Here is a 14,830-nt window from a genome sequence, read left to right on the forward strand (position 1 = left end):
TTCCATCTCCTTTGCCCGTTTGTTCTCATCTTAACATGCGCGCGGGCGGATAGCTTGGTTGCGCTTTGCCTGATGTCCACTGTCATTTGACTGTGGTTGTTCAATACGCGTATTTGCGCTAGACTAGAGGGCAGCAACGGCAGGCAGCTCGCCAGCCGTCATCTACAGAAACGAGAGGGGCTTACCAATGTCGTTGAACCGCAAGCTGCTGACCGACGCTGACTTTCAGGAAGCGCTGGACAAGGGAACCCGCATCCGCGTGTTCCGGGATAATCAGATCGTTGACGCCAGCTCCGTCCTCGTACGCTTCGACGAGAATACGGTCGTCACGCAATCCAGCGTAAGCGACCTTATGTACCATACGCGCGCGGCATGTGAGTTTTTTGATCTGAGGAAGAGATAGCGGCAAGCAAGAATGGTTGTTATCCGCTACTCCTCCGGCAGCTGTCGGATGCGCATGTCGCTCGTCATCAGCAGCTTGGGATACAGCATGCTGAGCAGCATGCTCGTCATCGCCGCTGATGCGGTATGTGAGAACAGGATGAGAATCTGATACCGAACCGCTTCAACAGGGTCCGCTCCAGCGATAATCATGCCCGTCATCATACCCGGCAGCTGAACAAGTCCCACTGTCTTCAGACTGTCGATTGTTGGAATCATGCTGAACCGCACGGCCCGCTTCATCGCGCCCTGCAGCGCTTGACCCGTGGATGCGCCAAGCGCCAGCAGCGTTTCAATCTCCCCTCTAGAGCTGACAAGCTCGCGCTTGACCGATGTGGTGAAGAGGCCCGCTACAATCATAGCGTTGCCGATGGTCATACCGCTGAGTGGAATGATATATTGCGGCTTCGGCTCAATGATGCCGAGTCCCAGTAGGAACAACATCATAAATGCTTCCATCGCCGCAATGGTTAACGCGATCCGCCAGAATACCCCCTCCATGCCAGCTCCCCGCTTCGCTGCGTTCCACGAAGCGACAGCGATCATGATCACAATAATGACCACTAGCATGCCGAAATGATCGGTCCCAAACACATAATGCAGCACATAACCAATAGCCAGAAGCTGGACGGCTGCCCGGATGCAGCCTACGGCGATGCTTTTCTCCAATCCAAGCTTCTTCCAGAAGGACACAAACATGGTGATTAACACAAATACAAGAGTGAAGCTGAGCGCCATTAAAGTCATCGGGCTACCTCCGACACCGTTAAGTGCCCATTAGCCAGCGTCCAATGCAACGTGGCTGCCCGCTGCGCCTGCTCCGGTTGATGAGTCACCCAGATCAGCGTCAAGCCTTCGGAACGCTGGCGCTCCAGCAGCAGCTCCTCCACACGCCTGCCGTTTTCTTCATCGAGTGAAGCCGTCACCTCGTCAAGCAGCAGCATCAGAGGACGCAGCAGCAATGACCGCACCAATGCGAGTCGCTGCTTCTCCCCTCCCGATAGCTCCGAGGCTGGCTTTGACAGCTGCCCTCCCTCAAGGCCGCAGCGCTCAAGCAAGCCATAAGCAAAGCTCTCATCGAACGGCTTGCCATGCAGCTTGCTGACGATTCGCAAATTATCGTCTACTGTTCCAGGCAGCATGACAGGCTGCTGCGCCACGTAACATACCTTTTGCCGCCATTGCCTCAGATCCCATTGCCGGAACGTCTTCCCCTGCAGCCGCAAATCGCCTTCCTCCACAGCTTCCATACAGGCGAGCATACGAAGCAGCGTGCTTTTCCCTTGTCCGGAAGCACCCGTAATCGCGATACTGACGGGCTCATGGATTACCGCGGTCAGGCCGCTGAACAAGATGCGCTCTCTCCCCTCTGCATCGGGAGGCAGGCGCTTGCTCAAGCTGTCGATTTCAAATAACGATCCCATTTCCGTCACCACCTGTTATTTCCTGTTTTTCTCTTTCTGAACATACCGCTTCTTAAGTAGATTTGCAAAAAAAGGCAATTACCCGCGAGCGACAAGGCATAAAGCTCTCACCTGTGGTAGAATGGAATGAAGTCTTGATACAGGCTATACATTGTTTGGCAAGGAGAGTTCAAATTAGTATGACTAAGATGTTGAAATCGGATGAAGAACAAATACTGAAAGTGTTCGATAACTTGCAGGAGGATATCGATAAATCGGCAGCGAAGTGGGCAGAAAAGCGATTCAAGCCCATTTCGCCGTCCATTTCACTGACGCAAGGCTTGTCCCGGCTGACAAAAGACGACCTGAACGTCATCCGTACGAATTTGGAGATAAAAGGGGTCAGCAGCCTGAAGAAGGATGAGCTGGTCGAGGTGCTCGCTAAAGGCATTGTGGAGCAAGCCCCCTATTATTTCGATCGGCTGGAGGAGCGGCGTTATGCTTTTACATCGAGCCTGGTTAACAGTAACGGGGTTGTGTCCCTGGAGGAGAAGGAATTTAACCCTTATCTCTTCAGTGACTTCGTTGATCTAGGGTTCATCTATACGGGCAGTATAAATGGAGCGAAGTCGCTTGTTATGCCGGCAGAGCTGCAGCAAGCGTTCAAGGCTATTGATACGCCAGCCTATCGTTCTATCGTGGCACGCAATACGGAATGGTGCAAGCTGACGCAAGGCTTGCTCTATTATTACGGGGCGCTGACCCCGGAGGATTTCGCCAAGCTTATTAAGAAGTATATCGGCGAGCAGGACAGCTCTGATATGGCATCCATTGTGTTGATGTATTCCGATCTTTATGACTATTATGTCGAGGACGGTATCTTCCGCTACATTTCGGTCTCTGATGAGGGGCATATCTGGGACGAGCAGAAGCTTAGACCAACCCTGGATTATTATCCGTTCACGAAGGAACAGCTGCTTCAAGCAGGCGAGGTTGATTTCGTGGACCGCACTCCTGCTCATCAAGCGTTCGCCGCATTCCTGTCGACCCATTTCGATATGTCACCTGAAGAAGCAGGCGAGGTTGCGGACGAGTGTGTCTCAAGCATTCAAGCCGGCTTCTCCATGCAAGACGTAATAGATGAGCTGGGGCTCATTATTGAATTTGAAAAACGAATCATGGAACGGTTCATGGGAGCCTTGATTCCACTTATGAATCAGACGCGCAAGTGGCATCTGAAGGGATATTCCCCAGACGAGTTTGCCGCCTCAAATGGGGTTGGACCTTTGGCGTCTCCTCCAGTCCGCAAGGCTGCTCCATCCAATGTCGTCAACTTCCCTACGGGCAATAAGGTTGGACGGAACGAGCCCTGCCCATGCGGCAGCGGCAAGAAGTATAAGAAATGCTGCGGCGGGTGAGAAATCCTCTATCGAGGCCTTTCAAAGATGAGCGACCGCGTTTAGATGTAGGATTTATCGCCAAATAGAATTTCCGTTTTCGAATGCTCGAAAACTTATACATTCTATTGTGAAAAAAAAAACGAAAAGGGGCTGTCCTCCAGTCATCTCGTGATGACTTTGGGGGACAGCCCCTTCTTTCGATTCCCATGCGATTTGGCGCTTAACAATTGGAATAGGACTGAACATCTGCGGTTATTTCAAGCTTAATCAGGCAGGAATTGCTTCAGCTAAGGCGAACATTACTCATGGACTGAACTTAAAGGGGTGCGCCATGGAACTGTTGTTATTATCCGAGGAGGTAACCGAGCATTACTGCAGGAAAATTCTAATGCCAGAGGGTGCGACTGCCATACTGGTGCAAATCGCGGGTGCTATTAACCAGGATCAGAAGCTTTATGACATTTATGAAGCCTTCTATCGCCATGAAATAGAGAGCGGCCATTGGACGACGGTCTGGGAGCCTTTAACGATAGATCCTTACGTGACGGAAGTGTTCGGAGATGAAGCTTCCTTGTTCTATTTGCATGCGGCGCTGCAGCGGCTGCCTCTCGCGGAGCAGAGGTATGCCGAACGAGGACTCAGCGACGCTCTATTTGTGGAGACAATGCGGGATATCGGGGTATGGGTGCAGAACGCCTATCATCTGGTCGGCTACTATGCCATACGTAATTTCAGCTGGATATGGCGGCATCTGGAAGCAAGAATGTTCCGTCTCGGCAGCATGCAATATATAGAAACGAAGTTTTCAGGGATCGTCAAAGGCTTTTACAACGCTGAGCAAGACGCCTTCCTGCTCTTATGCGGCCCCGGCATGGAGCTAAGAGCCAACGGCGATATGCAGGGCGTCTGCCAGAAGGAGAAGACGACCGACGGGTTCGTGACGGTATACGAGGAGACCGAGGATTATTATCGGGGGCATCCTGTAACCCCTATTGGCAAGGGCCTGCGTGAGCAGGTTACGCTGAGGAAAGACGAATGGGCGAAGGTGCTGGACAAGGATGACAGCTTGCTCGAAATTCATATCCCAAGAGATGCCGCCTTCGATATGGAGAGCGTCAAAGCCTCCTACGCGGAGGCCAAGCATTTTTTTGCAGCTTACTTTCCAGAGATCAAGTGTAAGGGGATGGTATGCCATACGTGGCTATTTACGCCTCAGCTGCGGGATATGCTTTCTTCATCAAGCAATATTATCCGGTTTCAGAAGCAATTCTATCTGTATCCGACCGCAGGCTCGGTTCGTTTCTTATGGAACTTCGTATTTAATGAGTTGACCGAGGTCAAGGATGCGGTCGCTGATACGTCATTAAGAAAAAAAGTATTGGATTATGTGCAAGAAGAGAGAGAGATATTTGATATGAACGGCGTATTTCTTGACCTATGCGGCGAATTCGGCGATGTAAGCTATAAGGAATGAGAAAAACGAGAAGAGGCCGGCGGGGAACCCATCCCGACCGGCCTCTTTATTGCTTCGCTGCTTAGCCCCGCTCAGCCAAATAAGCGAGCCACTGCTTCTTATACGCCTCTTGCACCTTGTCGAGTCCCGCCTGTTTCGCCTTCTCCATGAAGGTAGCGAGGCCTGCCTCAACGTCGGCGACCTGACCGGCCATCAGCGGGAACAGGTATTGCTTCTCCACCTGCTCCAGTGCGGCTCTCTCCGCCTGGTACTCCGTATAATCCTCCGCAAAGCCTGTAAAAATATCAGGCTGCTGCACTTTATCAAGCTCGGCAAAAATCTTCTCAACGTTGTCATAGCTTGGTTCAAACAGCATAAATTCTGGATTGCGCCATGCCCATCCGTTCATCGCTTCGCGTCCGAAGCCGTTGGTATTGGCATCGCCGACCATCTTGTAATAGCCGTTCTCTACTGTATAGTTCACGCCTTCAAAGCCATATTGCGTCAGCAGATTATAACGTTTGTCCGTAACCATCTTCTCGTAGAAGGCCAGCGCGCGCTCCGCGTTTTTGCTGTTCTTCGGAACGGCGAAGCCGTTGTGGATCGGATGCACCGGCGTCGCATAGCCGTTCGTCAGACCAAACGGGTGATAGCCGAGATCCCACTCCGGATGCACCGACTTCATCTTGTTCAGCGTGCTGTTGTAGCGAGTCGGGTTATCGCCAAGCATCGCCGCCGCCGTGCCGTTCGCCAGCTTATCCTGGCTGCCTTCCGTTTCGTTCAGCTCGTTTTTGGAGAAGTAACCGTTGTCCGCCCAACGCTTGAACGTCTGCAGATCCTCCAGATGCTCCGGGGAACCCCAGTAGGACGTAATGTTGGCCGGATCGGCGTAAGGCGCGATCATACCATACGACATGGCGCCAACCCACTTGCGATAGAACTCCAGATATACGTCAGATAATGCCCCGTCAATGCCCGCGCCGATCGCGATCGGTTGGATGCCGGGTTCATTTTTTTTGATGCCGTCCAAATACGCTTCCAGCGTCGGGATATCGACCGGCTTCGGCAGATTATGTTTGGCGCGCAGATCCTCCCGCCAGACAAAGCCATTTGTCACGTATTCCTTGTATGTTGCAGGCACAGTGTAGATGTGGCCGTCGATCTTAACCGCGTCCCACATATCCTGCGGTACAAATTCATACAGCGTCGGCGCAGCCTTGGGCAATAGATCCTCAAGCGGCAGGAACGCGCCTTTCTTCGAATATTGCTGGTACTGCGTCCACTCCGCGGTGAAGATCAGGTCAACAGCCTGCCCGGTGGAGAGCAGCAGCTTATATTTCTGATCCCAATCCGTCCATGTGGTGTAGTTGAACTTGACGGTTGCGTTAAGATCCTCCAGAGCCATCTTGTTAATCTCCGCTTCGATCTTGGGCAGATCCTTCGGCGCATTGCCAAGCATGTAGAATTGCAGCTCCACCTTCTTCGACGTATCAAGGCCTGCTGGCTCTTCTTTGGCCGCAGAGCTGGCCGAAGGAGAAGCAGACTCGCTTGGCTTCGCCGAGCTGTTGCCGCCATTGCCACCGTTGTTGTTGCTGGAGCATGCAGCCAGAACAGATAGCAGCAGCACGAACGCCAGCATGAGACATGTCATTTTTTTCGATTTCCCCAACATGTGAATCCTCCCTTTTCTTCCCGCATATTTATGTTAGCATGCCGCAGGGGCAAGTTCTAACCTTTTACCGCGCCAATCGTAAGCCCTTTCACAAAATAACGCTGGATAAACGGATACAGCAGCAGAATCGGCCCCGTTACGACGATAGCCATCGCCATCTTCATGGACTCGGACGGAACGCCCTCCGACAAAACGACGCCGGCGCCCGCTCCGATGCTGTTCAGGAACATCGAGGTGTTGATGATATTGTAGAGATAGAATTGCAGCTGATACTTGGCCGCGTCATTAATGAACAGCGCGGACGAGAACCAGTCATTCCAATAATGCAGCGCCAGGAACAAACCAACAGTCGCAAGACCGGGTATCGCCAGCGGCAGCACCACGCGGTAATAAATAGTGAAGTCATTGGCTCCGTCTATCTTCGCGGATTCGATGACCTCATCCGGTATAGCGGAGTTAATGAAGCTCCTCATCAATATAATAAGGAACGGCGACATGAGCGAAGGCCAGATCAAAGCGTACATCGTGTCCGTAAACTTCATGTAGTTCGTAATCAGCATATAATAAGGAACAAGTCCGCCCCCGAACAGCGTCGTGAAATAGATCAGGAACGAAAACAGGTTGCGGTACTTGAAGTCCTTGCGCTGCAATACGTATCCCGCCATTGTCATAAGCAGGAGTCCAATCGTCGTGCCGACAATCGTCGTGAACGTAGTGACGCCATAAGCGCGCAGCACGTCTCCGGGAATACGGAAGATGATCTCGTAGCCTTCCAATGAGAACTTGGGCGGGATTAGCCCATAGCCCTCCTGAAGAATGGATTCGTTGCTGGTGAAGGAAGCCGATAAGATTAAGACGAATGGCAGGATGCAGGCGATACTTCCCGCCAGCACAACGGTGTAGGCCAGCAGTCGAAACCATTTGGTGGCGCTGTCTTCCCTAATTTTCACAATGGATGCCCTCCTAGAATAACGCGTAGTCCTTGTTGATTCTGCGAATAACGGCGTTTACGATCATAATAAGCGTGAAGCCGAAGATCGACTGATACACGCCGGCGGCTGTCGCCATCCCCATATCGAAGGTCACCCTCATCGAGCGGTACACATACGTATCGAGAATGTCCGTCGTGCTGTAGAGGAGGCCATTGTTGCCAACCATCTGATAGAACAGATCGAACTGCCCCTTCATGATGCTGCCGAGCGCGAACAGCAGCAGAATGACGAACGTTGTCTTCAGCATCGGTACCGTGATATGCCAGGATCTTTGGAAGATATTCGCGCCATCAATCTTGGCGGCCTCGTAATACTCCTCGCTGATCCCTGTTATAGCCGCCAGATAGATGACCATGCTGTAACCAAAGTTCTTCCATAGATAGAAGAGGATAATGAACAGAATCCACAGCTTCGGCTTGCTGTAGACGTCGACTGGTTCCGCGCCGAATTGCTGCAGCACCGTATTCAGGACGCCCTGCTCGTAGTTGAACAAATTGAATACGATGACGCTTAAGATAACAAAGGATACGAAGTACGGCAGGAACAGCACGGACTGCGTCACCTTCTTGAACCATTTGCCTCTAATCTCGCTGAGCAGCACGGCTACCGTTATCGATAGAACATTGACGAGGACGAGGAACGCGATGTTGTAGCCGATCGTATTGAGCGTCAGCTCCATCAGCTTGCCCGACTTCCATAAGAATTCGAAGTTCTGCAGTCCGACGAAATCCATCTTGAACAGATTGAAATTAAAGTCAAACTGCACAAACGCGTAATAGATGCCGATCATGGGAAGGTAGTTGTTAATTAGGAAGTACAGCAGCGTGGGCAGGAGCATCAGCAGCAGGATGCGGTTCCTGTAAAGCTCTCTGATTACTCCTTTTGTGCGTAGCATAGTGAGGTTCCCTCCTCCGGATTGGATTAAGCCTGAGCTTGTTGAGGCTAACTATAGAGGACGGCCAATCTGCTGAATAGTGAAAATCCCGTTCACCTCTGAAGTATTCGGACATTCGTGAAGTGAACGATCATGACTTTGCTGGACAGTGACAACAAGCGGTAGGACTGGCCTTCAATCGCATATTTGTACAGCAATCTCAGCATTGTTCACTGCAAAAATCGCAAATTTGTACATTCAAACAACTATGCTCCTATTTTGCAATCGCTTACGCGAGGCTATAATGGAGATCAACAGTTTGAACGGCAGAAGGCATGCAAGCGGGGAGGCGATTGAAATTGCGTTTTTTTTCATTTAAAAGAAACGGCAGACTGTACATTCGTTTATTGCTTGGCATCACCGTCAGCATCTCTTTGTTTCTCATGGCAAGCTCCTTTGTGTACTTTTTTGCGTTCTCGCGTATTCTCCAGGAGAAGGCATTCGAATCGGACCTGCGGAATCTGCAGCAGACCAGTCGAACGGTTGCCAAGACAACGGAAAGCGCGCAGACCGTATCCTTTCAGATCTACCGCAACAGCTCCATTGCCAAAATTCTGTACTACAGCGACCCGAACGCCTTCGACGTGCAGGCCGCCATGATCGATCTCGGCAATTATTTGTCGTCGATGCCCTTCATTCATTCCATCTACGTATACAATCCGGCGCAGGAGCGCTATTATATTGCCGCACAGAATGGACAACGGGGCATCATCGGCGAAGACGAGCTGATGGATGAATCCATTGCCTCGGTACTCGCGGATTACCAGCAGTATCGGCCCTTCGCCCCCATTCCCAGAACCATCCTGCCATCGACTCGATTTCCGGAGCAAACGGCTGTCTATACCTATCTCTGCTATGATGCCATTGGTTTGGAGCAGAAGATCAATTCTGCCGTCATCGTGAATGTATCGGCGGAGTGGGTCAACCGTGAGCTTGGAAGCAGCGCCAGCGGGCGAACCTTCCTGATCGACGATCAGGACACGATTCGATCCGTCAACGATCTTCAGGCCTCTGCTCTCGATGCGAACGACGCGTCATGGATTCAAGCCTCCATCCAAAAGGAGGAGGCCGGCTTCCGTATTACACAGCTGCAGGGAACCAAGATGCTCCTCTCCCATACATCCTCGGATCTGTATGGCTGGCAATACGTCCGTATGACGCCTTATGAGGAGGTCGTGAAGGAGATGACGGAGCTGCGCTCCAAAACGCTCCAGCTTGCTTCGCTTATTCTGATAACCGGTCTCCTGCTCTCATGGGTGGTATCGCGCTACCTGTACGCGCCGATCAATCAGATGGAATCGAGAGTTGCCGATCTTGAATCGGAGAGGCGGAATACCAGCTATGCGATCCGGCAGAATGCGCTGATTAAGCTTATTCAAATTCAGGATTTCAACCCGCAGGTGCAGCTGGAGAAGCTGAAAAGAATCGGAATAGCCTTCGATTTCACGAAGCCGTACAGGCTTGCCTATATGAGACTGGATGGATACAAAGAGAGCGAATCGCTGCAATCGAAGGATCTGGTCACCTACAAATTCGCCATAATGAACATCGCGACCGAGATCAGTTCCAGGCAATATGGCGTGGATGCTGTGGATTTGGGCGAGGACGGCATTCTGCTGCTAATGAACCTCCCCGAGCACAGCGGCTCGGAGATGGAGCCCGTCAGAGATATGCTGCTCGAAATCCAGAACGCTTGTATGGAGTTTATTCGAATGGGATTGACGATTGCCGTCACTCCTTCTACTAGCCGTCCGGAGGAGCTGCACGACGCATACAAGCTAGCCAAGGAAGCAACGCTGCACCGCTTCTTCCGCGGTCGCGCATGTATCTTGGAGACGAGTGAGCTGCGGCTTGAGCCTGTTGCCAAATACGCGTTCCCCGTTGCCAAAGAAAAACGGATGCTGGATGCGCTGCTGGCCAGCAAAATCGATGAGGCCAAGAGCCACCTTGAGGATATCCTGAGCGGAACGGCCTCTTATCCCATTTCGGTTGTACAATCCGCATCCGCGCATATATCCGTTTCCCTGGGCAATATGCTTGCCGAAATTGAGCGGAACGGGCTGACCCGCTTTGGCGCTCCGCTGCAGCTGTCTCCGCCCAGATTTGAGCAATTCGAGACGCTTGCGGAGATGATTCAGGGTTATCACTGTTTTTTTGAGGAGCTGAGGGAGACGATTGTCGCCAAGCGAAGCAGCAAGCAGGAGGATTTAATATTGCGTATTACGGGCATGATTGAAACCCGTTATGCCGATCCCAATCTCAGCCTGAACTTTATCGCGGAGCAGCTTGACATGTCGACCTATCACATTAGCCGCATCTACCGCCAACAGACGATGACGACGATCGTCGATATGATCAACCAGGTTCGGATCAGCAAGGCGAAGGAGCTTCTCGGCAGCACCGATCTATCCATATCGGATATCGCAGAGCAGGTGGGCTACACCAGCAGCTCATACCTTCATCGCCTCTTCAAAAAAGGGAATGGGGTTACGCCAGCCGAATACCGAAGCGCCCATTCTGACAGGCAGCAGGGCAGCTAGCCGCCTGGCAAATGCCGAATAGGCCTGCGCGAGTCCGCGCAGGCCTATTCGTATATGGAAATACCTAATTGCTGAATTAGCCAATAATTTCTTGAATGGCGACACCTGTCGAGGTGCTTAAGTTAATAAATTCATCCCCCCGAAGGGCAACAAGCGGCTTGGTGGGATAATTGACGTTCGTCAGCATAATTTTCCCTTGACGGCCATCCGACAGCAGCACGTCGCAGCCAATCTGCGAGGTCAGAAGGGAATCCAGGAAGGTCAAGGCGGTGGCGGAGTCGAACATTCCTTGTACCGTTTGCTGGTGAATCTCATCCATGACCTCGAAGAAGGCGACAGCAGGCCTGTAAGGACGCTCGGATATCATAGCGATGTATACGTCAGCCAGAGCAACGATCTTGCTTAATGGATCGATCTGATCTCCCTTGAGACCATTAGGATAACCGCTGCCGTCCTCGCGCTCATGATGCTGCAGAGCAACCAATGCGACTCGCTCGTCGACGCCGGATTGCTTCAGCAGCTCGTAGCCAAGACGGGGATGCTGTCTCATGATAGCGGTCTCATGAATATCGAGCTTGGACGCCTTGTTGACCAAATAAGAAGGAAGCTTCAGCGATCCGATATCATATAGGCTTGAGGCCGTTGCGAGCAGCTTGAGCTCAGCTTCGCCCAGCCGCAGCCGCCTGCCTAATGCGGTGGCGACAACGGCGGTGCCGATGCATTGTCTGTACCGGTAATCACCATGCTCCTTCAGCTCGTTCAGAAGCTGAAACAAGTTATGCTTTTGGGCCGCCTCTTGCACCATAGGCAGCAAATTTTCTTCCACCTCCGCCATGGGAACGGTGCCGTTCTGAGCGACGCAGCTGTCGATCCCCTGCAGATGCTTCTCCGCTCGCTTCACCATATCTTCCAGCTGGATGTTTCGATTTTTGGCCGGAGCCTCGGCACTCTTGATTTCTTCCGTTCGAATTTTGAATTTCTCCAGCTTCTCGAGGTGGCTTCGCAGCAGTACGCTTCCTTTTGCTATAAGCAAAGTGCCCAACGCATCATAGATGTTGACCTCTAGCTGACGACCTATAAATATCTCGTATTTGCTCGTCCTCATAGCCCCTGATCCTTTCAACAGCTTATTGGAATACCGCCTATGCGGATAATGACCTACTCCTATGTCGGAAGAAAGGATGGAATAATTTAGTGAATGTGGAAGAATTGATTCCTAGGTCACTCTCAGGTAGGTCTATTCGCATAGCATAATAGCGAAGGAAGGCCTGTCGATATGAATCGACAGGCCTAAACACCTTATTGTTTAGCGAACGTAGCGTCGTTTCTTTCAGCTACCGTACTGATGGGGTCAATTCGCAGATTATAGCTGGAATGCCGGATATAGCGGCTCGGGAAATTGTACGATCGGAACGATATTTTGCTGCTATCCGCCAGACCGGCAACCTGGTAGAAGGTCGCGTCAGCTGCGAACGTCGTTCCGGAGCCGGATTGCGCCTGGAGCACGTAATTGTAATGCCGCAAGTAAATCGACGGATTGCTTTTCAGTACAAACGAGACGCCTGCCGGATCTGCAAGTCCCGGCACCATAATCCACTCGGAATTGGCGGCTGTTGGATTGTCCACAATTCGGCCTGCTCCCCCATCGTTCGCGATATACCGGGTTGGGTAATTATGGGACTGCCACTTGGTTGCCGCCGCCGCCTGCCCGTATACCTTGACCTCCCACAATCTCGGGGTATACCAGTTGCCCGGATTGTTCCACAAATCGGCATTCACCATATTGATTCGCACATAACGCGCATGAGCCGACAATGTATCCGAGGTGAAGCCATATGTTGTGTTGCCGGTGCGATCCAGCGCCACCGACCAGTTCACATTGTCCGTGCTCGTCTCAATCTTGTATTGATAGAAGCCTTCAGAGCCCTTCATCATCCACCAGGAAATTTGAACGTTGTTGATCTGCTGGACGGAGCCGAGATCAACCTTCCACCAATGCGGCCAACTCACGCTTGTGGCCACCCACTCCGATTGATAGCTTCCGTCGTTCGCGTAGCTTGCCGGATTAGCGACTAACGCGGACTGTGCCGTTGCCGTCTTGCCTTGCGACAGCAGCGTGCCGTTCGTTACGCCCGATACCGCTCCCGTAGCCGCGTCGATGCTGATCTGATCGTAATAATCCAGCGACGCCGTTGTGCCGTTTAGTGTAAGCGGCAGCCAGACGTACCGTGAATCGCCGAGCGCGCCAGGATTCCAGCGATCGCCTACGTAGATGTAATTGGTGGAGCTGCTCCCTTGAACCGTGAGAATAAAGGCCGGCTGCGTATAGAAGGTTGACGAGTTGCCGAGCGGCTGCAGCGCCGACCAAGGCCCGTTCAAGCTCGTAGCGGTAGAATACATCCCTTGGTTCGGATACCAGCCGGAGGCACCCGATGTGATCAAATAATAAACGGAGCCCTTCTTCACGATGGCGGGCGCCTCGCGATGATCCCCCTCGTAGATCATGTTCATCTCCGTGTCGATGCCCAGGTAATCGGAGGTTAGCCGATACATTCGCAGATTGTAGTTGTTGTTGGAGGAGGAGATCAGATACGCGGTCCCGTCCGTGTCCTTGAATAGGGTCATATCTCGCGATTCATTGTTATTGGGTCGGAAGCTGCCGTGATAGGTGAACGGGCCAGTCGGCGTCGACGCTGTCGCGACGGCAACTCTGGCAAGCGTATAGTCGCTGCCGTTCTCGTAATGTCCCCACAGCACGTATTTGCCCGTGGACTCGTTATAGATAACCTTTGGTCTTTCGATCTTGGCGCTCTGCAGCTCAGAGTGCGAGGACTGCGTCAGAGCATAGCTCTGCCATGTCCAGTTCTTCAGATCGGTCGAGGAGTAGACGGTGACCGATTTGAAGTTGGCGCTGTTGTGGATTTTGTCCTCACCGTACCAATAATACGTCGAACCTACTTTGAGAATGGAGCCTGCGTGCGCTTGCAAGGACGCGTTATTGACATCCTTCCACGGCGTGCCGTTTGTTATGGTCTGGGGAGCAGCCTCGGCAGGCGCGGTGAAGCCGGTAACGCTAATCGCCATCACAAGCATGCAAACGAGCATCGACTTAAAAATACTGTACATCATTCAACCTCACTTTCGCTTATTGGATTGAAAGCGCTTGCTTTCTGTTCAACGATTAACATAGCTGCAGGCTGCGGTAAAGTGAACAATGCTAGCTTATGTGAACTATTCCTTGATTTCTGGCCAAAATGAGAAAAAGGAACCCTGAGCGGGCTCCTTATGCATTGCCTAGCTTTTGGCTGATTTGGCGTTCGTCTTGCGGACCATGTACACCTTCTTGGAGGCTTCACCTTCACTTCGCCGACCAACATTTTGCACAAAATCGATAATGATGGATGAAACAACGACTGCGACCAGTGAATAGGCCATGCGGTGAATAGGAATATAGGATAGCGACAGCAGGAGCACCGTCAAGTCGGTTGCTAGATACGCAAGCGACAATCTGACCCGCCATGCCTTGGAGATCACGAGTGCCAAAGCGTCGTCGCCTCCGCTGGACCCACCTTGTCTGACGACGAGACCAACGCCTATGCCTATGAACAGGCCTCCCGCTAGCGCGGCGATCCACGGATAATCGGATATATTCGCAAGCAAAGGGGGACACAGCTCCCACAATTGGAGGAAGGCGGCGAGACAAAGCGAAGCCAGGATGGAAATTTGAAGAAAGACCTTGCCCAAAAGCCGGAAAGCGAGCACATAACATAGACTATCCAGCAAAAAGGAAGCAAGCGAGGGCGAGATGCCCAGCCAGTGATGCAGCAGCAGCGTAAGTCCAAGCACGCCGCCTTCTGTCAGGCTGGCTTGCTGATGAATGTTAGACAGACCAAACGAGATAAGAGCGGCGCCTAGCATAATGCTGGCAAGCTTAGCAAACATTGTATCCAACCTCTCATGATGTACGGTTCAATGACTCCTGTCTTTATAGGCTA

At 52.0% G+C, this 14,830-nt stretch carries 12 protein-coding genes; 4 read left to right on the top strand and 8 right to left on the bottom strand.

Annotation, left to right across the window (positions count from 1 at the left end; translation table 11 throughout):
- Nucleotides 1-187 precede the first annotated feature (187 nt).
- Complete coding sequence (locus tag AB1S56_RS18255; RefSeq protein WP_340868438.1) at nucleotides 188-403, top strand: hypothetical protein; 216 nt, start codon at nucleotides 188-190, stop codon at nucleotides 401-403.
- A 26-nt stretch (nucleotides 404-429) separates the two neighbouring features.
- Here AB1S56_RS18255 and fetB read toward each other — a convergent pair whose 3' ends face one another.
- Both fetB and AB1S56_RS18265 read right to left on the bottom strand, forming a co-directional pair.
- Nucleotides 430-1,188, bottom strand: coding sequence for an iron export ABC transporter permease subunit FetB (gene fetB, locus AB1S56_RS18260; RefSeq protein WP_340868440.1), 759 nt, complete (start codon nucleotides 1,186-1,188; stop codon nucleotides 430-432).
- Nucleotides 1,185-1,865: an ATP-binding cassette domain-containing protein gene (locus AB1S56_RS18265; protein ID WP_340868442.1), complete on the bottom strand. Its 681-nt coding sequence runs from the start codon at nucleotides 1,863-1,865 to the stop codon at nucleotides 1,185-1,187. The genes fetB and AB1S56_RS18265 overlap by 4 nt, the downstream gene beginning before the upstream one ends.
- 179 nt (nucleotides 1,866-2,044) lie before the next feature.
- On the opposite strand from AB1S56_RS18265, the gene AB1S56_RS18270 reads away from it, so the two are divergent.
- Both AB1S56_RS18270 and AB1S56_RS18275 read left to right on the top strand, forming a co-directional pair.
- Nucleotides 2,045-3,262 carry an SEC-C metal-binding domain-containing protein gene (locus AB1S56_RS18270; protein ID WP_340868443.1) on the top strand — a complete coding sequence of 406 codons (1,218 nt, stop codon included), beginning with the start codon at nucleotides 2,045-2,047 and terminating at the stop codon, nucleotides 3,260-3,262.
- Between the two features lie 313 nt (nucleotides 3,263-3,575).
- On the top strand, nucleotides 3,576-4,718 hold the full coding sequence (locus AB1S56_RS18275; RefSeq protein ID WP_340868444.1) for an acyltransferase domain-containing protein: 1,143 nt from the start codon (nucleotides 3,576-3,578) through the stop codon (nucleotides 4,716-4,718).
- A 61-nt stretch (nucleotides 4,719-4,779) separates the two neighbouring features.
- Here the strand turns inward: AB1S56_RS18275 and AB1S56_RS18280 are convergent, their stop codons facing one another.
- From AB1S56_RS18280 to AB1S56_RS18290, 3 genes are read right to left on the bottom strand one after another with little or no spacing between them, the layout of a single operon-like run.
- Nucleotides 4,780-6,369: an extracellular solute-binding protein gene (locus AB1S56_RS18280; RefSeq protein WP_340868445.1), complete on the bottom strand. Its 1,590-nt coding sequence runs from the start codon at nucleotides 6,367-6,369 to the stop codon at nucleotides 4,780-4,782.
- Nucleotides 6,370-6,425: 56 nt separating this feature from the next.
- Nucleotides 6,426-7,319: a carbohydrate ABC transporter permease gene (locus AB1S56_RS18285; protein WP_340868447.1), complete on the bottom strand. Its 894-nt coding sequence runs from the start codon at nucleotides 7,317-7,319 to the stop codon at nucleotides 6,426-6,428.
- Between the two features lie 13 nt (nucleotides 7,320-7,332).
- Complete coding sequence (locus AB1S56_RS18290) at nucleotides 7,333-8,256, bottom strand: ABC transporter permease subunit (protein ID WP_340868449.1); 924 nt, start codon at nucleotides 8,254-8,256, stop codon at nucleotides 7,333-7,335.
- A 338-nt stretch (nucleotides 8,257-8,594) separates the two neighbouring features.
- Between AB1S56_RS18290 and AB1S56_RS18295 the strand changes: the two genes are divergently transcribed.
- A complete protein-coding gene (locus tag AB1S56_RS18295) occupies nucleotides 8,595-10,835 on the top strand; it encodes an AraC family transcriptional regulator (protein ID WP_340868451.1) in 2,241 nt (746 codons plus the stop codon).
- Nucleotides 10,836-10,911: 76 nt separating this feature from the next.
- On the opposite strand, the gene AB1S56_RS18300 is transcribed toward AB1S56_RS18295, so the two are convergent.
- From AB1S56_RS18300 to AB1S56_RS18310, 3 genes are all read right to left on the bottom strand, one after another.
- Nucleotides 10,912-11,940 carry an HD-GYP domain-containing protein gene (locus AB1S56_RS18300; protein WP_340868453.1) on the bottom strand — a complete coding sequence of 343 codons (1,029 nt, stop codon included), beginning with the start codon at nucleotides 11,938-11,940 and terminating at the stop codon, nucleotides 10,912-10,914.
- 194 nt (nucleotides 11,941-12,134) lie between these two features.
- The gene (locus tag AB1S56_RS18305; RefSeq protein WP_340868455.1) at nucleotides 12,135-13,964 is read right to left on the bottom strand and encodes an AbfB domain-containing protein; all 1,830 of its coding nucleotides are present in this window, start codon (nucleotides 13,962-13,964) and stop codon (nucleotides 12,135-12,137) included.
- Nucleotides 13,965-14,129: 165 nt separating this feature from the next.
- Entirely contained in the window at nucleotides 14,130-14,777 is a 648-nt protein-coding gene (locus tag AB1S56_RS18310) for a YitT family protein (protein WP_340868456.1), read from the bottom strand.
- Nucleotides 14,778-14,830: the final 53 nt, after the last annotated feature.

Source organism: Paenibacillus sp. PL2-23, assembly GCF_040834005.1.
Taxonomy (GTDB): domain Bacteria; phylum Bacillota; class Bacilli; order Paenibacillales; family Paenibacillaceae; genus Pristimantibacillus.